14 protein-coding genes, 5 tRNA genes, 4 rRNA genes, 1 other RNA gene and 1 other annotated feature (1 of these 25 running past the window's edge) are annotated in these 20079 nt (G+C 44.6%); of the genes, 21 read left to right on the forward strand and 3 right to left on the reverse strand.

Going from position 1 to position 20079, the window contains the following annotated elements:
• Positions 1–13 precede the first annotated feature (13 nt).
• The 4 genes from V1500_RS00050 to rrf all read left to right on the forward strand — a co-directional run bounded on the left by V1500_RS00050 (position 14) and on the right by rrf (position 3714).
• Positions 14–90, forward strand: a tRNA-Ile gene (locus V1500_RS00050).
• Positions 91–104: 14 nt separating this feature from the next.
• Positions 105–180 (forward strand) — tRNA-Ala (locus V1500_RS00055).
• A gap of 277 nt (positions 181–457) precedes the next feature.
• Positions 458–3403 (forward strand): 23S ribosomal RNA (locus V1500_RS00060).
• Between the two features lie 194 nt (positions 3404–3597).
• Positions 3598–3714, forward strand: a 5S ribosomal RNA gene (gene rrf / locus V1500_RS00065).
• Between the two features lie 177 nt (positions 3715–3891).
• Here the strand turns inward: rrf and V1500_RS00070 are convergent.
• Positions 3892–4854 carry a YaaC family protein gene (locus V1500_RS00070; RefSeq protein WP_409303576.1) on the reverse strand — a complete coding sequence of 321 codons (963 nt, stop codon included), beginning with the start codon at positions 4852–4854 and terminating at the stop codon, positions 3892–3894.
• 108 nt (positions 4855–4962) lie between these two features.
• Between V1500_RS00070 and guaB the strand changes: the two genes are divergently transcribed.
• From guaB to V1500_RS00100, 6 genes are all read left to right on the forward strand, one after another.
• Positions 4963–6426 carry an IMP dehydrogenase gene (gene guaB, locus V1500_RS00075; RefSeq protein ID WP_409303578.1) on the forward strand — a complete coding sequence of 488 codons (1464 nt, stop codon included), beginning with the start codon at positions 4963–4965 and terminating at the stop codon, positions 6424–6426.
• Positions 6427–6629: 203 nt separating this feature from the next.
• Positions 6630–7922 carry a D-alanyl-D-alanine carboxypeptidase family protein gene (locus tag V1500_RS00080; protein WP_409305867.1) on the forward strand — a complete coding sequence of 431 codons (1293 nt, stop codon included), beginning with the start codon at positions 6630–6632 and terminating at the stop codon, positions 7920–7922.
• A gap of 152 nt (positions 7923–8074) precedes the next feature.
• Entirely contained in the window at positions 8075–8956 is an 882-nt protein-coding gene (gene pdxS / locus V1500_RS00085; protein ID WP_409303580.1) for a pyridoxal 5'-phosphate synthase lyase subunit PdxS, read from the forward strand.
• Between the two features lie 14 nt (positions 8957–8970).
• Positions 8971–9561 carry a pyridoxal 5'-phosphate synthase glutaminase subunit PdxT gene (gene pdxT / locus V1500_RS00090; RefSeq protein WP_409303582.1) on the forward strand — a complete coding sequence of 197 codons (591 nt, stop codon included), beginning with the start codon at positions 8971–8973 and terminating at the stop codon, positions 9559–9561.
• 55 nt (positions 9562–9616) lie between these two features.
• Positions 9617–9836: a binding site (T-box leader), on the forward strand.
• A 56-nt stretch (positions 9837–9892) separates the two neighbouring features.
• Positions 9893–11167 (forward strand): serine--tRNA ligase, encoded by a 1275-nt coding sequence (gene serS, locus V1500_RS00095; RefSeq protein WP_409303584.1) that lies wholly within the window; start codon positions 9893–9895, stop codon positions 11165–11167.
• A 121-nt stretch (positions 11168–11288) separates the two neighbouring features.
• Positions 11289–11381: transfer RNA gene (locus V1500_RS00100), tRNA-Ser, on the forward strand.
• A gap of 129 nt (positions 11382–11510) precedes the next feature.
• On the opposite strand, the gene V1500_RS00105 is transcribed toward V1500_RS00100, so the two are convergent.
• Entirely contained in the window at positions 11511–12182 is a 672-nt protein-coding gene (locus tag V1500_RS00105) for a deoxynucleoside kinase (RefSeq protein WP_409303586.1), read from the reverse strand.
• On the reverse strand, positions 12160–12819 hold the full coding sequence (locus tag V1500_RS00110; protein WP_409303588.1) for a deoxynucleoside kinase: 660 nt from the start codon (positions 12817–12819) through the stop codon (positions 12160–12162). The genes V1500_RS00105 and V1500_RS00110 overlap by 23 nt, the downstream gene beginning before the upstream one ends.
• A gap of 349 nt (positions 12820–13168) precedes the next feature.
• Here V1500_RS00110 and tadA point away from each other — a divergent pair, with 349 nt between their 5' ends.
• The 11 genes from tadA to V1500_RS00165 all read left to right on the forward strand — a co-directional run.
• Entirely contained in the window at positions 13169–13681 is a 513-nt protein-coding gene (tadA, locus tag V1500_RS00115; protein ID WP_409303589.1) for a tRNA adenosine(34) deaminase TadA, read from the forward strand.
• Between the two features lie 79 nt (positions 13682–13760).
• Positions 13761–14025, forward strand: an RNA gene (gene ffs / locus V1500_RS00120) — signal recognition particle sRNA large type.
• 132 nt (positions 14026–14157) lie between these two features.
• Positions 14158–15846, forward strand: coding sequence for a DNA polymerase III subunit gamma/tau (gene dnaX, locus V1500_RS00125; protein ID WP_409303591.1), 1689 nt, complete (start codon positions 14158–14160; stop codon positions 15844–15846).
• Between the two features lie 22 nt (positions 15847–15868).
• Positions 15869–16192 (forward strand): YbaB/EbfC family nucleoid-associated protein, encoded by a 324-nt coding sequence (locus V1500_RS00130; RefSeq protein ID WP_409305868.1) that lies wholly within the window; start codon positions 15869–15871, stop codon positions 16190–16192.
• Between the two features lie 14 nt (positions 16193–16206).
• Positions 16207–16803 carry a recombination mediator RecR gene (recR, locus tag V1500_RS00135; RefSeq protein WP_409303593.1) on the forward strand — a complete coding sequence of 199 codons (597 nt, stop codon included), beginning with the start codon at positions 16207–16209 and terminating at the stop codon, positions 16801–16803.
• Positions 16804–16829: 26 nt separating this feature from the next.
• Complete coding sequence (locus tag V1500_RS00140; RefSeq protein ID WP_409303595.1) at positions 16830–17048, forward strand: YaaL family protein; 219 nt, start codon at positions 16830–16832, stop codon at positions 17046–17048.
• 83 nt (positions 17049–17131) lie between these two features.
• Complete coding sequence (locus V1500_RS00145) at positions 17132–17392, forward strand: pro-sigmaK processing inhibitor BofA family protein (RefSeq protein WP_409303597.1); 261 nt, start codon at positions 17132–17134, stop codon at positions 17390–17392.
• Positions 17393–17707: 315 nt separating this feature from the next.
• Positions 17708–19257 (forward strand): 16S ribosomal RNA (locus V1500_RS00150).
• Positions 19258–19329: 72 nt separating this feature from the next.
• Positions 19330–19406: transfer RNA gene (locus tag V1500_RS00155), tRNA-Ile, on the forward strand.
• A 14-nt stretch (positions 19407–19420) separates the two neighbouring features.
• Positions 19421–19496 (forward strand) — tRNA-Ala (locus V1500_RS00160).
• Between the two features lie 277 nt (positions 19497–19773).
• A 23S ribosomal RNA gene (locus tag V1500_RS00165) occupies positions 19774–20079 on the forward strand; it runs 2640 nt beyond the window's last position.
• Together the 16S and 23S rRNA genes with 2 tRNA genes alongside form the textbook arrangement of a ribosomal RNA operon.

Raw genomic sequence — 20079 nt, forward strand, 5'->3', positions numbered from 1 at the left:
CTATATAAATAGTGGGCCTATAGCTCAGCTGGTTAGAGCGCACGCCTGATAAGCGTGAGGTCGATGGTTCGAGTCCATTTAGGCCCACCACTATTCTTACAAATGGGGCCTTAGCTCAGCTGGGAGAGCGCCTGCCTTGCACGCAGGAGGTCAGCGGTTCGATCCCGCTAGGCTCCACCACTATTTACCTGATGCCTATCAAGGCCGATCGTGCTATTATAGGTAAGTCGCTTTCGCGACACATGGTGAATAAACATTGTTCTTTGAAAACTAGATAACAGTAATAAGGCAAATTTTTGCGTCAATTTTCAAAACACCGAGATGTAAAACTGATAATTTGTCAGGACCGAGGGATTCGAGGAAGCAATCGAGCGAGCACCGGAGCGTATTACACATACGTGAGGAGTGAGCGAGTGAAGCTGACGAAGAAGGCCGACGGTCATCACAAATTAGCAATGGTTAAGTTAGAAAGGGCGCACGGTGGATGCCTTGGCACTAGGAGCCGATGAAGGACGGGACTAACACCGATATGCTTCGGGGAGCTGTAAGTAAGCTTTGATCCGGAGATTTCCGAATGGGGAAACCCGCTGCCCGTAATGGGGCAGTATCCTTACCTGAATAAATAGGGTATGGAAGGCAGACCCGGGGAACTGAAACATCTAAGTACCCGGAGGAAGAGAAAGCAAACGCGATTTCCTGAGTAGCGGCGAGCGAAACGGAATTAGCCCAAACCAGAAGGCTTGCCTTCTGGGGTTGTAGGACACTCTATATGGAGTTACAAAGGAACGGGGTAGATGAAGAGGCCTGGAAAGGCCCGTCAGAGAAGGTAAAAACCCTGTAGTCGAAACTTCGTTCCCTCCTGAGTGGATCCTGAGTACGGCGGGACACGTGAAATCCCGTCGGAAGCAGGGAGGACCATCTCCCAAGGCTAAATACTCCCTAGTGACCGATAGTGAACCAGTACCGTGAGGGAAAGGTGAAAAGCACCCCGGAAGGGGAGTGAAACAGATCCTGAAACCGTGTGCCTACAAGTAGTCAGAGCCCTATGGTCTTTTTAAGACAACGGGTGATGGCGTGCCTTTTGTAGAATGAACCGGCGAGTTACGATTTCATGCAAGGTTAAGTTGATGAGACGGAGCCGCAGCGAAAGCGAGTCTGAACAGGGCGAATGAGTATGAGGTCGTAGACCCGAAACCAGGTGATCTACCCATGTCCAGGGTGAAGTTCAGGTAACACTGAATGGAGGCCCGAACCCACGCACGTTGAAAAGTGCGGGGATGAGGTGTGGGTAGCGGAGAAATTCCAATCGAACCTGGAGATAGCTGGTTCTCTCCGAAATAGCTTTAGGGCTAGCCTCAGCGTAAGAGTCTTGGAGGTAGAGCACTGATTGGACTAGGGGCCCCCATCGGGTTACCGAATTCAGTCAAACTCCGAATGCCAAAGACTTGTCGCTGGGAGTCAGACTGCGAGTGATAAGATCCGTAGTCAAAAGGGAAACAGCCCAGACCGCCAGCTAAGGTCCCAAAGTATACGTTAAGTGGAAAAGGATGTGGAGTTGCTTAGACAACCAGGATGTTGGCTTAGAAGCAGCCACCATTTAAAGAGTGCGTAATAGCTCACTGGTCGAGTGACTCCGCGCCGAAAATGTACCGGGGCTAAACGTATCACCGAAGCTGCGGATTGACACCGATGGTGTCAGTGGTAGGAGAGCGTTCTAAGGGCGTCGAAGCCAGACCGGAAGGACTGGTGGAGCGCTTAGAAGTGAGAATGCCGGTATGAGTAGCGAAAGAAGGGTGAGAATCCCTTCCACCGAATGCCTAAGGTTTCCTGAGGAAGGCTCGTCCGCTCAGGGTTAGTCGGGACCTAAGCCGAGGCCGAAAGGCGTAGGCGATGGACAACAGGTTGATATTCCTGTACCACCACTTCATCGTTTGAGTGATGGGGGGACGCAGGAGGATAGGGCAAGCGCGCTGTTGGATATGCGCGTCCAAGCAGTCAGGCCGGAAACGAGGCAAATCCCGTTTCCACAAAGGCTGAGCTGTGATGGCGAGGGAAATATAGTACCGAAGTTCCTGATTCCACACTGCCAAGAAAAGCCTCTAGCGAGATGAATGGTGCCCGTACCGCAAACCGACACAGGTAGGCGAGGAGAGAATCCTAAGGTGTTCGAGAGAACTCTCGTTAAGGAACTCGGCAAAATGACCCCGTAACTTCGGGAGAAGGGGTGCTTTTTAGGGTGAATAGCCCGGAAAAGCCGCAGTGAATAGGCCCAGGCGACTGTTTAGCAAAAACACAGGTCTCTGCGAAGCCGCAAGGCGAAGTATAGGGGCTGACGCCTGCCCGGTGCTGGAAGGTTAAGGGGAGAGGTTAGCGTAAGCGAAGCTTTGAACCGAAGCCCCAGTAAACGGCGGCCGTAACTATAACGGTCCTAAGGTAGCGAAATTCCTTGTCGGGTAAGTTCCGACCCGCACGAAAGGCGTAACGATCTGGGCACTGTCTCAACGAGAGACTCGGTGAAATTATAGTACCTGTGAAGATGCAGGTTACCCGCGACAGGACGGAAAGACCCCGTGGAGCTTTACTGCAGCCTGATATTGAATTTTGGTACAGCTTGTACAGGATAGGTAGGAGCCTTTGAAGCCGGAGCGCAAGCTTCGGTGGAGGCGTCGGTGGGATACTACCCTGGCTGTATTGAAATTCTAACCCGCGCCCCTCATCGGGGCGGGAGACAGTGTCAGGCGGGCAGTTTGACTGGGGCGGTCGCCTCCTAAAAGGTAACGGAGGCGCCCAAAGGTTCCCTCAGAATGGTTGGAAATCATTCGCAGAGTGTAAAGGCACAAGGGAGCTTGACTGCGAGACCTACAAGTCGAGCAGGGACGAAAGTCGGGCTTAGTGATCCGGTGGTTCCGCATGGAAGGGCCATCGCTCAACGGATAAAAGCTACCCCGGGGATAACAGGCTTATCTCCCCCAAGAGTCCACATCGACGGGGAGGTTTGGCACCTCGATGTCGGCTCATCGCATCCTGGGGCTGTAGTCGGTCCCAAGGGTTGGGCTGTTCGCCCATTAAAGCGGTACGCGAGCTGGGTTCAGAACGTCGTGAGACAGTTCGGTCCCTATCCGTCGCGGGCGCAGGAAATTTGAGAGGAGCTGTCCTTAGTACGAGAGGACCGGGATGGACGCACCGCTGGTGTACCAGTTGTCTTGCCAAAGGCATCGCTGGGTAGCTATGTGCGGACGGGATAAGTGCTGAAAGCATCTAAGCATGAAGCCCCCCTCAAGATGAGATTTCCCATGGCGCAAGCTGGTAAGATCCCTGAAAGATGATCAGGTTGATAGGTCAGGGGTGGAAGCGTGGTGACACGTGGAGCTGACTGATACTAATAGATCGAGGACTTAACCAAATTGAAAAGCGGAGAAAGCTCGCTTAAATCGATAGGATGTTGGAGCTTCTGGCGGAAAAGACCTAATGTCTTGCCCAGAAGAAGCGAAACAGCCGTACGGTTTGGCTTTCGCAGCTAGACACCAACCATGTTTTGAAAACACGCGAAAACCTTACCTGTTATCTAGTTTTGAAGGAACAACGTTCCTTTATATGTTTGGTGACGATGGCGAAGAGGTCACACCCGTTCCCATTCCGAACACGGAAGTTAAGCTCTTCAGCGCCAATGGTAGTTGGGGGCTCTCCCCCTGTGAGAGTAGGACGTCGCCAAGCAAGAATAAACCAGCCGAAAGGCTGGTTTTTTTATTATATCTAAAAGCTTAACGGAATCTGATTTATTGTCTGGGAAATAACTGGTATTACACAACGGTTCGCTAAGGTTTTTGAGCATCATGCTCATGATTCCGTTTATTACATGTATACAATAAAATCAATTGTCTTATTGCCATTTTAAAGAAAGCGCTCTTTCGTCAGCCATTGATAAATAAGAAAAGGTCCCTTAATTAAGGTTGCCTGCATGAAATGGCAAATATAAGGATAGTCATCATTTGGAGTTGTCTTTAAAAGTTCTGACCACCACTCTGTCTCATAGCGTGATATCATTCCCAAATTGTATAAAATCAGATAGTGAGTTAATAGCTCGGGAAAGACATAGCATGTTGAATCTTTGATTAGTGAAATAACAAATTGTTTATTGCCAAGACAGTAGTGAAAAGGCGAGTGGTTATTATACGTGATTGGTACAGAGGTGTCGATCTCCAAGAACTCTTTCTCTTGTAAATTCAAGCTAAGGGCTGTCTTGCTTTGAAGAAAATCCCCCAATCTATCCTTGGTCATATGATATTTGTTTAGAATATCAAGATTGATTTTATAGTTACTCTCTTTCCCCTCCATTTTTTCAAAAGTTTTTTGGGACATCAAAAATAGAAATGCGTCATTTAGTTCGGGGATTTGCTGTAACAACTGACCCATCGAAAACTTTTCCCCTTCCAAATGTTTGATGTTAAACATCTTTTCAGCCATATGCGTAAAGAGACCATTTTTTTGAACTTTAACTTCATCAGTAAAAAATTCATATTGTTGTTTTTTTCTTTTTCTAGTTGTAACTCCATGCGCAAGTACGGCCGTAGATTCAGGATAGTTGGGGTCAAGAGTCAGTAAGCAGGCTTTCAGTAATTGAATAAAACCGTAGAACACAAGAATCGGCTGAATAGAAAGAGGAGAAGATATAGCCTGAGTATAAAAAGTCTTTGCATGCTCTAAGTAGTACTGAAAAGTGTAGCTATTTTCAAAGCTTTTTATATCACCATCCGTAATCTTTGCTTTACGATAACATTTTTTTAAATATTCCTGTGTAGAAGAGGCGGAAAAAAAGTAAATATACTGATTCCAAATATCATAATAGGAGTTCAAAATTACACCTCCGAATTAATAGAATAATCTAACATTTTCATGTATTCTTGACAGTATTTTAACCAATTGATAACCTACAAATAATATTTTTAGCAGGAGGGGAAAGAAATGTGGGAGAATAAATTTGCAAAAGAAGGCTTAACCTTTGATGATGTGCTTCTAGTTCCAGCGAAATCAGAGGTGCTTCCAAAGGATGTCAGTTTGAATGTCACACTTTCTGAAAACGTAAAGCTAAATGTACCGATCATTAGTGCTGGAATGGATACTGTGACTGAAGCTGAAATGGCGATTGCGATGGCACGCCAGGGAGGAATGGGAATCATCCATAAAAACATGTCAATAGAGCAACAGGCAGACATGGTGGATAAAGTAAAGCGTTCTGAGAGCGGAGTTATTACAGATCCATTTTTCCTAACTCCCGAACATCAAGTGTACGATGCTGAACATCTGATGGGCAAATACCGCATTTCGGGAGTCCCTATCGTAAATAATAATGATGAACAGAAGCTTGTAGGAATCATTACTAATCGTGATTTGCGCTTTATTCAGGACTTTTCAATGAAGATTTTCGATGTAATGACAAAGGAAGACCTGGTTACCGCACCAGTAGGAACTACTCTGGCTGAGGCTGAAAAAATTCTTCAGCAGTTTAAAATAGAAAAACTTCCTCTGGTTGACCAGCAAGGAACTTTAAAAGGTCTTATTACAATTAAAGACATTGAGAAAGTAATTGAATTCCCGAATTCTGCTAAAGACAAAGTCGGACGTCTGCTTGTAGGAGCGGCAGTAGGTGTTACCAAAGATACATTAAAACGGGTAGAGTTGTTAGTTAAAGCTAATGTGGATGCAATAGTAGTCGATACAGCCCATGGACATTCCCAGGGTGTGCTGGAAACAGTCAAAGAAATTAGAGCGATATATCCAGATTTAACTATTATTGCTGGAAATGTTGCAACCGCGGAAGCGACCAGGGAATTAATAGAAGCAGGAGCGGATGTAGTAAAGGTGGGAATTGGACCTGGGTCAATTTGTACAACCCGCGTAGTTGCAGGGGTAGGAGTCCCACAAATTACAGCTGTATATGATTGTGCTACGGAAGCCAGAAAGCATGGAAAAACAATTATTGCAGATGGAGGAATTAAGTATTCGGGTGATATAGTTAAGGCGCTTGCTGCGGGCGGACATGCAGTCATGCTCGGCAGTATGTTAGCCGGTGTGACCGAGAGTCCGGGAGAAACGGAAATTTTCCAGGGAAGACGATTCAAGGTATATCGCGGCATGGGTTCTGTTGCTGCAATGGAGAAGGGCTCGAAGGACCGCTATTTCCAGGAAGACAATAAGAAGTTTGTCCCGGAAGGTATTGAGGGACGGTTGCCGTATAAAGGACCACTTTCCGATACGATCTATCAATTAATCGGGGGCATAAGATCCGGTATGGGATATTGCGGAGCAGAAAATCTTCATGCTTTAAGAGAGAACTCCCAGTTTGTCCGCATGACAGGTGCTGGACTAAGAGAAAGCCATCCGCATGATGTACAAATTACGAAGGAAGCACCCAATTATTCTTTATAATATTTTCCAATAGAGGGAATACTTTTTCCTTATATTTCTGACAGAGTGGACCTATGCTCTGTCTATTTTTTTTATGTAACTTGTGATAAACTAAACAAGGTGTTTTAAGGATAATAACGGAGAGACTCCGAAAACATAAAGCAAAATAAAATCTGGAGGTATTAGCCTTGAAAAAAGTCAGCAAGATTTCACTGATTTTTGTAATGTTTTTTGTCCTATTATTCTCTCAATTCGCGATTAGCCCATCAAGTGCATCTGCAGCGGAGGATAACCTTGGCTTAAAAGCGGAAGCAGCCATGATCATTGATGCTAAAAGCGGAAAAATTCTGTATGAGAAAAATGCTGATAAGGTACTTGGAATTGCCTCCATGTCAAAAATGATGACGGAATATATCGTTCTGGAAGCAATTCACGATAAGAAAATCAGCTGGGATCAAAAAGTAAAAATCAGCGAATACGTACATAAATTGTCTAAGGCCCCTAACTTGTCGAATGTTGGACTTACACAAGGTGAGGACTATACTGTAAAGGAATTGTACAGCGCGATGGCTATTTACTCAGGAAATGCGGCAACCATTGCATTAGCTGAGTTATTGGCGGGAAGTGAAAAGAATTTTGTCCAGTTAATGAATAAGAAAGCCAAAGAACTTGGATTACAAAAATTTAAATTTGTAAATTCTACTGGATTGAATAATAAAGATTTGCTGGGGAATTATCCTGCAGGAGATCCTAATGAAGAAAATGTTATGACTGCCAGAGACATGGGAACATTAGCTTTCCGGTTATTGAAAGATTATCCCGAAGTACTGGAATTCTCTAGTGTCTCTAGATTGAAGTTCCGTGACGGAAAAGAATATCCTAACTTTAACTGGATGCTTCCCGGTTTAATATATGAATACCAGGGAGTAGATGGACTTAAAACAGGCTCCACTGATTTTGCCGGATATGCACATACTGGAACTGTCATGAGAAACGGACAGCGGTATATTACAGTTGTTATGAAATCCACCTCAAAAGGGGAAAGATTCGAAGACAGCATTAAGCTGATGGATTACGCTTTTGCGACTTTTGATAAACAAAGGATCATTTCAAAAGGATATCAAGCCAAAGGCAAAAAATCTCTTCCTGTTACGAAAGGTAAAGAGGATTCTGTCGAAATAAAAACTAATAAATCCATAGAACTGGTAATCCCTAATGGTGAAAAGGGCAGCTACAAACCGATTGTAGTCATTGACAAAAGCAAATTAAATAAAGATGGTGAATTGACTGCTCCTATTAAAAAAGGGGAAAAGATCGGTTATATAACAGTGCAGCCTAAAGAAGGCAAAGATTACGGCTTTATTGCCGGCGTCGGGAACGATGGTGTGAAAGCTGACTTGATTGCTTCGGAAAGCGTCGAAAAGGCAAACTGGTTTGTTCTTTCGATGCGTGCAGTTGGAGGGTTCTTTGGAGATTTATGGAACAATGCCGCCTCTGCTGTTAAAGGATGGTTTTAAAAATTTTGGCAATAATATTGATAAATCCAATCCTCCTGTCTTGACAGGAGGATTTTTTAAGAGATAATTCATTTAATAGGTTAAAAAATAATCCTATACAGCTAGTTGGTTTTTCTAAAAAGAGGACCGAGCAAAATAAGGGGGTTAACGGTATGAATACAGGTACAGAAAGAGTAAAGCGTGGAATGGCCGAAATGCAAAAGGGCGGCGTCATTATGGATGTGGTAAATGCAGAACAGGCAAAGATCGCAGAGGAAGCAGGCGCCGTAGCAGTTATGGCACTTGAAAGGGTTCCTTCAGACATCCGCGCTGCTGGCGGAGTAGCCAGAATGGCTGATATCTCCATTGTTGAAGAAGTTATGAGTGCTGTTTCCATTCCTGTAATGGCAAAAGCTAGAATTGGACATATCGTCGAAGCGCGGGTTCTTGAGGCCCTTGGCGTAGACTATATAGATGAAAGTGAAGTTTTAACTCCTGCAGATGAAGAATATCATTTGCTTAAGAGCCAGTTCACTGTTCCATTCGTATGCGGCTGCCGTGATTTGGGAGAAGCTGCACGCCGTATTGGAGAAGGTGCCTCTATGCTTAGAACAAAAGGTGAGCCTGGAACAGGTAACATCGTTGAAGCGGTCCGCCATATGCGTAAAGTAAATGCCCAGGTCCGCAAAGTTCTTCATATGAACCAGGATGAACTGATGACAGAAGCAAAACTTTTAGGTGCACCTTTTGAAGTTTTATTAGATATCCAGAAGAATGGTGGTCTACCGGTTGTTAACTTTGCAGCCGGCGGTGTAGCTACACCTGCAGATGCGGCTTTGATGATGGAATTGGGTGCTGACGGTGTTTTTGTTGGTTCTGGTATTTTCAAATCTGAAAATCCTGCAAAATTTGCAAAGGCTATCGTGGAAGCAACGACTCATTATCAGGATTATGAATTGATTGCGCATTTATCCAAAGGTCTTGGTTCTGCAATGAAAGGTCTTGAAATTTCCACTCTTAATGCTGGCCAGCGCATGCAGGAACGCGGTTGGTAAAGAAGGTGGACAAAATGGTGAAAATAGGAGTGCTAGGGTTGCAGGGTGCTGTGAGGGAGCATGTACGCTCTATCGAGGCATCTGGTGCTGAAGCAGTCGTTATAAAGAAAATCGAGCAGCTTAATGATGTAGACGGGCTTGTACTCCCTGGGGGAGAAAGCACGACGATGCGTAAGCTCATAGACCAATACGGTTTTATGGAGCCATTACAAGAATTCATTGCGGCGGGGAATCCTATTTTCGGGACATGTGCGGGACTAATTTTGCTGGCAAAACGCATTCAGGGAAATGATAACGCACACCTTCAGGCATTGAATGTTACAGTAGAAAGGAATTCCTTCGGACGCCAGAGGGAAAGCTTTGAGGCAGCATTGAATATCAAAGGGTTTGACGAGCCTTTTACCGGAGTGTTTATCCGTGCTCCCCATATTGTTGAGGCTGGAGAAGGTGTAGATGTTCTTGCAGAGCATAATGGCAGGATCGTTGCCGTACAAGAGGGATCTTTCCTGGGCTGTTCCTTCCATCCGGAGTTAACTGAAGATCATCGTATTATGGAATATTTCGTAGAGATGGTAAAAAGTAGCCTTGCTGTGAAAAATGGATAAAAGACTTGCATAGTGGCTAAAATTATAGTACATTATGGAAAACAGTTGGATTACAATCAAAACTATGACAGGAATTAGTAACAAGAATGTCTTTCTTTAGAGAGCCGATGGAAGGTGGGAATCGGTGTCAGACGCTTGCGAATCCATCCTGGAGTAAAGTATGGAACGCCCTGTGGGTTAGTATATATTTTCGGCTACAACCGTTATTTGTTAAGTGGATTGCATAATTATGCTGTCAACTAGGGTGGCAACGCGGGTTAACTCTCGTCCCTTTTAGGGACGGGAGTTTTTTGCGTTCTCGAATGTTTATTTAAAGAAAGGAAGGACTAATATGCTTGATTTAAAGTACTTACGCAACAATTTCGAAGAAGTGAAAAGCAAACTGCAATTTCGAGGGGAGGATTTAACAGACCTAAGCAAGTTTGAGGACCTGGATGCAAGGCGGAGAGCTCTTATTCTTGAGACAGAAAACTTAAAGAGCAGGCGGAATGAAGTATCCCAACAGGTTGCTGTTTTAAAACGCGAAAAGAAGGATGCAGACCACTTGATCGCTGAAATGCGGGAAGTCGGTGATAAAATTAAAGGTCTTGATGACGAATTGAGAGAAGTAGAGGCAACACTTGAAAAGCTTTTATTATCCATTCCTAATATTCCCCATGAGAGTGTTCCTGCAGGGGAAACAGAAGACGATAATGTAGAGATCCGAAAATGGGGAGAGATTCCGCAATTTGGCTTTGAGCCTAAACCCCACTGGGATGTCGCTACTGAATTGAACCTGCTGGACTTTGAACGAGCAGGAAAGGTTACAGGAAGCCGATTTGTATTCTATAAAGGGTTAGGTGCCCGATTGGAACGTGCCTTGATTAGTTTTATGCTGGATCTCCATGTGACTGAACATGGTTATGAAGAAATGCTTCCGCCTTTTATCGTAAACCGTGCAAGCATGACAGGGACTGGACAGCTTCCAAAGTTCGAGGAGGATGCGTTCCGGATTGAAAGTGAAGATTATTTCCTCGTACCTACCGCTGAGGTTCCTGTTACGAACTATCATAGGGATGAAATACTAAATGGAGATAGCCTTCCAATCAGCTATGCAGCATACAGCGCTTCTTTCCGTTCCGAAGCTGGTTCAGCTGGAAGGGATACCAGAGGTCTGATCAGGCAGCATCAGTTCAATAAAGTAGAGCTGGTAAAGTTCGTCAAGCCGGAAGATTCATATGCTGAACTAGAAAAACTAACTGGGCATGCTGAAAGGGTTCTTCAATTGCTGGGACTGCCATACAGGGTATTAAGCATGTGCACGGGCGATCTAGGTTTCACCGCAGCCAAAAAATATGATATTGAAGTATGGCTTCCAAGCTATGACACATATCGTGAAATTTCTTCTTGCAGCAATTTTGAGGCATTCCAGGCAAGGAGGGCTAATATACGGTTCCGGCGCGATCCAAAAGGGAAGCCGGAGCATGTTCATACATTAAACGGTTCAGGACTTGCCATAGGCCGTACTGTAGCAGCTATTCTGGAGAACTATCAGCAGGAGGATGGAAGTGTGATTATTCCTGAGGTTCTGCGCCCTTATATGCGTGCGGAAGTTATTAAGCCATAATAAATCAAAGGGGAAAGCAAAGCTTTTCCCTTTTAATATTGAATGAAACTATTTTCTTGAAAAAGCATTTTAGAGTGTTGACACTCATTTTTGTACATGTTATATTATAAAAGTCCGATATGGAGGTATACCCAAGTCCGGCTGAAGGGATCGGTCTTGAAAACCGACAGGGGTGTAAAAGCCCGCGGGGGTTCGAATCCCTCTACCTCCTCCATTTTTGTTAATTAACCACGCGCATAAAAGAGATCGTATGATCATCAAAAATTCGTTGCGATATGCAGCGGATTTTTTTATATGTATACGTCTATAATAAAAAATACCACCGAAAAAATCGGTGGTATTTTTATATCTTGCGAAGTCTTTTTGTCTGATCCATAAAAGTGGCAATTCTTTCAACAATGGGTTCAATGGCAGCATTGTCGTTGATTAAATCATAATCATTAATATTCAGCCGAAGAACGGGGCATGCGTTAAAATGATTAATCCACTCTTCGTAGCGCTGGTGCATCTCTTCCCAATATGATACAGGTGTTTGCTGTTCCATAGGACGTCCGCGGAGTTTGATTCTGTCCAAAATGTCATCAAGGGAGCCTTCAAGATATATTAATAAATCTGGATGCGGGAAGTACGGAGTCATCACCATGGCTTCAAAAAGGCTGGTATATGTCTCATAATCAACGTGATTCATCGTTCCTTTCTCATAATGCATCTTTGCAAATATACCTGTATCCTCATATATAGATCGGTCCTGGATAAAACCTCCTCCATATTCAAAAATTCTTTTTTGCTCCTTAAAACGTTCGGCAAGAAAGTAAATTTGAAGGTGAAAGCTCCATCTGTCGAAGTCGTCATAAAACTTATCCAGATACGGATTGGAATCAACTTTTTCGAAAGATGTACGAAAATCCAGGGCCTTGGCAAGTGCGTTCGTCAAGGTTGATTTACCGACGCCTACGGTCCCGGCAATCGTGATTACAGAATTATGGGGAATATCATATTTTTTTCTCAGGTTCATGCCTTATAGCTCCTTTTTGAAGAACAGTCTCTATTTCTGTGATTATGGCTGTTAAGTCTTGTTTATTTTCCACAAAATCCAGTACGTCTCCATTAAAACGCAGAACAGGAATATCAGGATGTTTCTCCTCGAATCTCTCCATAAAGGAACCATAATCAATTGACAATTGTTCTAGATATAATGGGCTGATATTTTTTTCGAATTCCCTACCGCGTTTGCTGATTCTATTCAATAGAGTATCAAGGCTGGCGTTTAGGTAAACTACTATGTTAGGTTTAGGCATATCGTGCGTCAGGATATTGAATATCTCAAGGTATTTATCATATTGGCGGCTTTTTAATGTCCTCTGCGCAAAAATAAGATTCTTGAAAATATGGTAATCTGCTGCTACCGCTTGACCATTGGCGAGAAATTGAGATTCAATATCTTCCAGTTGTTTATAACGGTTGCAGAGGAAAAACATTTCTGTTTGAAAGCTCCACTCATCGATATTCTCGTAAAATTTCCCGAGAAACGGATTTTCGTCTACAATTTCCTTTAGTAATGCAAATTGGAAATGGTCAGCGATTGCTTTTGCCAACGATGTTTTCCCCACACCAATCGGACCCTCAACGGTGATAAATGGTGTGTATGTCATGGCTTCTTTCCTCCTTCGAAAATAACATCCCGATATATATAAATAGGGTAAAATTCAGTCTATACGTCTTTTTAGCCAAATGTTATTGTATCACAGACTGGTAGTTTTCGTGGGAGAATTCTTATACTAAAAAATAGAAAAAGAAGTGCAAGGCTTGAAGGAGTAAACATATAGTCAGTGGGACTCGCATGACAGAGCTTGAACTGGAAACCGCATACCCGCTATAATCAGTAATATATTAAGAAGTACTTAGTAATTATAAAGAAGTGATTGTGGCATATGTCTTGAGGTCGAGTCTATTATATTCTATCTCATTTCGTGCCATTTACTCGAGTAACAGGAGAGCTGAATGAGCGACGACGTTTTTTTTATGCAAAAAGCATTATTGGAAGCTGAAAGAGCAAAGGTCCTGGGGGAAGTTCCTATCGGCGCCGTAATTGTATATAGTGGAGAAGTTATTGCTACAGGCCATAATCTTCGGGAAACAGAACAGAATGCAACTGCCCATGCAGAGATGATCGCTATTGAAGAAGCTTGTAAAAGGCTTGGGACGTGGCGGCTGGAAGATGCAACAATGTATGTTACCCTTGAACCATGTCCGATGTGTGCCGGTGCAATCTTGCAATCCAGGGTAAATAGAGTTGTGTTTGGTGCGCATGACCCTAAGGGAGGATGTGCAGGGACGTTCATGAACTTATTGCAGGATGAAAGGTTCAACCATCAGTGTGAATTATCGAGTGGTGTCTTAAAGGAAGAGTGCGGCAGTATATTAACTGATTTTTTTAGGGAACTGCGAAAAAAAAAGAAAGCGGACAAAAGATCGAGTGATCTGGAAGCAGAAGAAGGAATTAACAATTCATAGCCATTGCTTTTTTTCGCAGAAATTAGTATACTTAATTATGCGTCGAACATGACGCCTAATAATTTTGGTAGCAAATTTGCCGTGCTAGACGGGGAGGTAGCGGTGCCCTGTACTCGCAATCCGCTCCAGCGGGGTTGAATCCCTTCTCGAGGTTAGTATATTGTAGGGCCTGCCTTAAGTAAGTGGTGTTGACGTTTGGGTCCTGCGCAATGTGAATCCATGAACCATGTCAGGTCCGGAAGGAAGCAGCATTAAGTGGAACCTCACATGTGCCGCAGGAGTGCCTGGGCTGAGCTAACTGCTTAAGTAACGCTTATGGTTGCTAATCGACAGAAGGTGCACGGCAGTTATTACATAATAGATACACTCATCCGTTTAGGGTGAGTTTTTTTATGGCATAAATAATTTTTTTTGTGAAAACGTCAAAACGAATGAGTTATAATAGGAAAGATAAAAAGGAAAAAGGAGGCGTTATTGTGGGTTATCAAGCATTATATCGAGTGTGGCGGCCACAGCAATTTATTGATGTCGTCGGGCAGGAACATGTAACCAAAACTTTACAGAATGCGATTGCACAGCAAAAGGTTTCCCATGCCTACCTTTTTTCCGGGCCGCGTGGGACAGGAAAAACCAGTGCGGCAAAAATTCTTGCAAAAGCTGTAAACTGCGAGAATCCAATTGGAAGTGAACCGTGTAATGAGTGTCCGGCGTGTAAGGGGATAACAGATGGCTCCATACCGGATGTAATTGAAATCGACGCTGCATCCAACAATGGTGTAGAAGAAATCAGAGATATTAGGGATAAGGTTAAGTATGCTCCTAATGCTGTCCGGTTTAAGGTATATATTGTAGATGAAGTGCACATGCTTTCACAAGGAGCTTTTAATGCATTGTTAAAAACATTGGAGGAGCCGCCTAAGCATGTGATCTTCATACTGGCCACAACGGAACCTCACAAAATTCCATTAACCATTATATCGCGATGCCAGCGCTTTGATTTCAAGCGCATTCAAGCACAGGATATTGTCGGCCGAATGTCTCAAATAGCATCTGAGACCGGAGTTGCGTTTAACGAGCAGGCTATGCATATTATTGCAAGGGCTGCTGAAGGTGGGATGCGTGATGCACTCAGCCTATTGGATCAGGCTATTTCGTTCAGTGAAGATGAAGTGACAGTCGAGGATGCTCTTACAGTTACGGGGTCTGTATCTCAAGCGTTTTTAAGCAGGCTTGCAAACGCAATTTATGAAAAAGATGTAGCAAGCTCGCTGCAGACGCTGGAAGAATTGCTTTCCATGGGGAAGGATCCCTCCAGATTTATTGAGGATATGATTTTGTTTTTCAGGGATATGCTTTTATATCAATCAGCACCAAGCTTAGCAAATTCATTTGAAAGAGTGTTGATAGACCCGCAGTTCAAAGAATTAGCAGGCATTATGCCTGCTGACTATATATATGCTGTGATTGATGAGTTTAATAAGACTCAGCAGGAAATGAAATGGACAAATCACCCCAGGGTATTCCTGGAGGTAATGCTGGTGAAGCTGTGCCATCATGAAACAAGAGGGAATAATGTTTCTGATAGCGAAATACAGCAGCTTCAGGAGCAAATATCAAGCCTGGAAAAGCAAGTGCAAGAGCTGAAAGAAAAAGGGGTTTCAGTGGCTGTGGAAGAAAAGGCTGCGCCAGTTCAGAAAGCCCAAAGAGCAACGAAAAAGGCATATCGTGCACCTGCAGGGAAAATAACACAGATTTTGCGGTCGGCTACAAAGCCGGACTTGAATGCCTTAAAAAGCAAATGGGGCGAAGTGCTAGAACAGCTTGGGCAGCAAAATTTAAAATCCTTAGCCGCCTTATTAAATGAAGCTGAACCTGTAGCTGCTTCTTCCACTGCTTTTGTGTTAAAATTCAAATATGATATTCATTGTCAAATGGCTATGGAAAATGCCAGATTTATTGAAGTCATGGCATCTATTCTGCAGCGAATTACAGGAAACGCGAAAGAAATGGCAGGTGTACCTGATAGCCAGTGGCAGCAAATCAGAGAAGAATTCCTGGCTACTCAGAATAATGACACCCCTTCTGCTGAAAAACAGGAGGAAGATCCGTTTATAGCTGAAGCAAGAAAACTGGTAGGTGATGACCTGCTGGAAATAAAACAATAAATTGGAGGAATGAAGAATGGGTATGCGCGGTGGAATGGGCAATATGCAAAATATGATGAAGCAAATGCAAAAGATGCAAAAGAAAATGGCGGAAGCACAAGAAGAACTGGGTGAAAAGAAGATCGAAGGAACAGCGGGCGGTGGAATGGTAACAGTAATTGTTACGGGCCATAAGGAAATCGTTGAAGTCAACATTAAGCCGGAAGTTGTAGATCCAGATGATATTGAAATGCTTCAAGACCTTGTTTTGGCTGCAACAAATGACGCACTGAAAAAAGCGGACGAATTAACCAACCAAACAATGGGGCAGTTCACTAAAGGAATGAACCTTCCTGGTATGTTCTAGGACGGGGGGATTAGATGCATTATCCTGAACCAATATCCAAGCTGATTGACAGCTTTATGAAACTGCCGGGCATTGGTCCGAAAACAGCTGCCCGGCTTGCCTTTTTTGTTCTAGGCATGAAAGAGGATACAGTGCTTGATTTTGCTAAGGCACTTGTGAATGCCAAGCGAAACCTGACATATTGTTCTGTATGCGGGCACATCACAGACCAGGATCCTTGCTATATTTGTGAGGATCAAAGAAGGGATCGAACCGTTATCTGTGTGGTTCAGGATCCCAAGGATGTAATTGCGATGGAAAAGATGAGGGAATTCAAAGGTCTATATCATGTGCTTCATGGCAGTATCTCTCCAATGGACGGAATTGGTCCGGAGGATATTAATATCCCGGACCTGCTTAAACGCCTTCAGGATGAAACAGTCCAAGAGGTGATCTTGGCAACAAATCCTAATATTGAAGGAGAAGCTACAGCTATGTATATCTCCAGGCTCTTGAAGCCATCGGGGATTAAGATTACTAGAATCGCACATGGTCTCCCTGTTGGCGGGGATCTGGAATATGCTGATGAAGTAACGCTATCTAAAGCCCTTGAAGGAAGAAGAGAGCTGTAAGGATTAATAAATAGGAGGGCTAAACCATGTTCTTTCGTCGGAGAGGCTGGCTTCGAAATGAATATGATGAGAAGTTACTGCAGCAATTAGATATGCTTAAAAGTAGTTGGCTCAACCAAAAATCGTTGCTTGAAAAGAGTATGGATCCGTCAGATGACGCCATTGTCCAAACGAAGATAGCAGAGATTAAGTATTTTTATTTGTTTAAAGAAGCGAAAAAAAGACAGGTTAAAGTAAAAAGGTAAACTTTTCTCTCCTTTCATTAGTTCTAAATTGTACTTTTCCACATAAGGTTGAAGTACAAGCTTTTGATAGGGGAGGTTTTTTTTTGCCTTATATCTTTGTCGGCATCATTGGGGCGCTGATCTTATTGCTTCTAGTTACTGGAACTTCGATAAAACCTGTACGTATAATTGGCCAGGGACTGATCAAGCTAGTGATAGGAGCAGTGTTTTTGTTTTTTTTGAATGAATTAGGAAATAAAGCTGGCATACATGTACCTATCAATATTATGACAGCGGCTGTTTCCGGTTTTTTGGGCATACCGGGTGTTGTGGCTTTAGCTGCTATTGATTATTGGGTTGTATAGATAACGGCCGGGAAACATTCCCGGCTTTTTAACCGTTATATAGAAAAAACATTATTGACGAGTTTCTATTAGCATGTTATTATATTTTTTGTCATCAAAACGACTTCGATTCATTTTTTATTTATTATAGAAAAATATGTTGACATAATAAATAGGATTTGATATATTAATAAGGTCGCTTCTGAGTGGACGGCATGGAGATTGCTCTTTGAAAACTGAACAAAACAAGCGCCAGATTCTTGTTTCTTTTATGGAAATAAGACGTCTAAATGATAGTGAGTACACACTAAAAAAACAAAATGAGCAAGACAAATTCTATCGGAGAGTTTGATCCTGGCTCAGGACGAACGCTGGCGGCGTGCCTAATACATGCAAGTCGAGCGGACAGAAGGGAGCTTGCTCCCGGAAGTCAGCGGCGGACGGGTGAGTAACACGTGGGCAACCTGCCTGTAAGACTGGGATAACTTCGGGAAACCGGAGCTAATACCGGATAGGTTCTTCCCCCGCATGGGGGAGGATGGAAAGACGGTTTCGGCTGTCACTTACAGATGGGCCCGCGGCGCATTAGCTAGTTGGTGGGGTAATGGCTCACCAAGGCGACGATGCGTAGCCGACCTGAGAGGGTGATCGGCCACACTGGGACTGAGACACGGCCCAGACTCCTACGGGAGGCAGCAGTAGGGAATCTTCCGCAATGGACGAAAGTCTGACGGAGCAACGCCGCGTGAGCGAAGAAGGCCTTCGGGTCGTAAAGCTCTGTTGTCAGGGAAGAACAAGTGCCAGAGTAACTGCTGGCACCTTGACGGTACCTGACCAGAAAGCCACGGCTAACTACGTGCCAGCAGCCGCGGTAATACGTAGGTGGCAAGCGTTGTCCGGAATTATTGGGCGTAAAGCGCGCGCAGGCGGTCCTTTAAGTCTGATGTGAAAGCCCACGGCTCAACCGTGGAGGGTCATTGGAAACTGGGGGACTTGAGTGCAGAAGAGGAGAGTGGAATTCCACGTGTAGCGGTGAAATGCGTAGAGATGTGGAGGAACACCAGTGGCGAAGGCGACTCTCTGGTCTGTAACTGACGCTGAGGCGCGAAAGCGTGGGGAGCGAACAGGATTAGATACCCTGGTAGTCCACGCCGTAAACGATGAGTGCTAAGTGTTAGAGGGTTTCCGCCCTTTAGTGCTGCAGCAAACGCATTAAGCACTCCGCCTGGGGAGTACGGCCGCAAGGCTGAAACTCAAAGGAATTGACGGGGGCCCGCACAAGCGGTGGAGCATGTGGTTTAATTCGAAGCAACGCGAAGAACCTTACCAGGTCTTGACATCCTCTGACTTCCCTAGAGATAGGGCGTTCCCCTTCGGGGGACAGAGTGACAGGTGGTGCATGGTTGTCGTCAGCTCGTGTCGTGAGATGTTGGGTTAAGTCCCGCAACGAGCGCAACCCTTGATCTTAGTTGCCAGCATTCAGTTGGGCACTCTAAGGTGACTGCCGGTGACAAACCGGAGGAAGGTGGGGATGACGTCAAATCATCATGCCCCTTATGACCTGGGCTACACACGTGCTACAATGGATGGTACAAAGGGCAGCGAAGCCGCGAGGCCGAGCCAATCCCATAAAGCCATTCTCAGTTCGGATTGCAGGCTGCAACTCGCCTGCATGAAGCCGGAATCGCTAGTAATCGCGGATCAGCATGCCGCGGTGAATACGTTCCCGGGCCTTGTACACACCGCCCGTCACACCACGAGAGTTTGTAACACCCGAAGTCGGTGAGGTAACCTTTTGGAGCCAGCCGCCTAAGGTGGGACAGATGATTGGGGTGAAGTCGTAACAAGGTAGCCGTATCGGAAGGTGCGGCTGGATCACCTCCTTTCTAAGGATATAAAGACGTTGGCGCTTATGTTTTGTTCAGTTTTGAAGGAGCGATTCCTTCTATATAAATAGTGGGCCTATAGCTCAGCTGGTTAGAGCGCACGCCTGATAAGCGTGAGGTCGATGGTTCGAGTCCATTTAGGCCCACCACTATTCTTACAAATGGGGCCTTAGCTCAGCTGGGAGAGCGCCTGCCTTGCACGCAGGAGGTCAGCGGTTCGATCCCGCTAGGCTCCACCACTATTTACCTGATGCCTATCAAGGCCGATCGTGCTATTATAGGTAAGTCGCTTTCGCGACACATGGTGAATAAACATTGTTCTTTGAAAACTAGATAACAGTAATAAGGCAAATTTTTGCGTCAATTTTCAAAACACCGAGATGTAAAACTGATAATTTGTCAGGACCGAGGGATTCGAGGAAGCAATCGAGCGAGCACCGGAGCGTATTACACATACGTGAGGAGTGAGCGAGTGAAGCTGACGAAGAAGGCCGACGGTCATCACAAATTAGCAATGGTTAAGTTAGAAAGGGCGCACGGTGGATGCCTTGGCACTAGGAGCCGATGAAGGACGGGACTAACACCGATATGCTTCGGGGAGCTGTAAGTAAGCTTTGATCCGGAGATTTCCGAATGGGGAAACCCGCTGCCCGTAATGGGGCAGTATCCTTACCTGAATAAATAGGGTATGGAAGGCAGACCCGGGGAACTGAAACATCTAAGTACCCGGAGGAAGAGAAAGCAAACGCGATTTCCTGAGTAGCGGCGAGCGAAACGGAATTAGCCCAAACCAGAAGGCTTGCCTTCTGGGGTTGTAGGACA

Origin of the sequence: Peribacillus sedimenti (assembly GCF_046237635.1) — a bacterium.
GTDB classification, from domain to species: domain Bacteria; phylum Bacillota; class Bacilli; order Bacillales; family DSM-1321; genus Peribacillus; species Peribacillus sedimenti.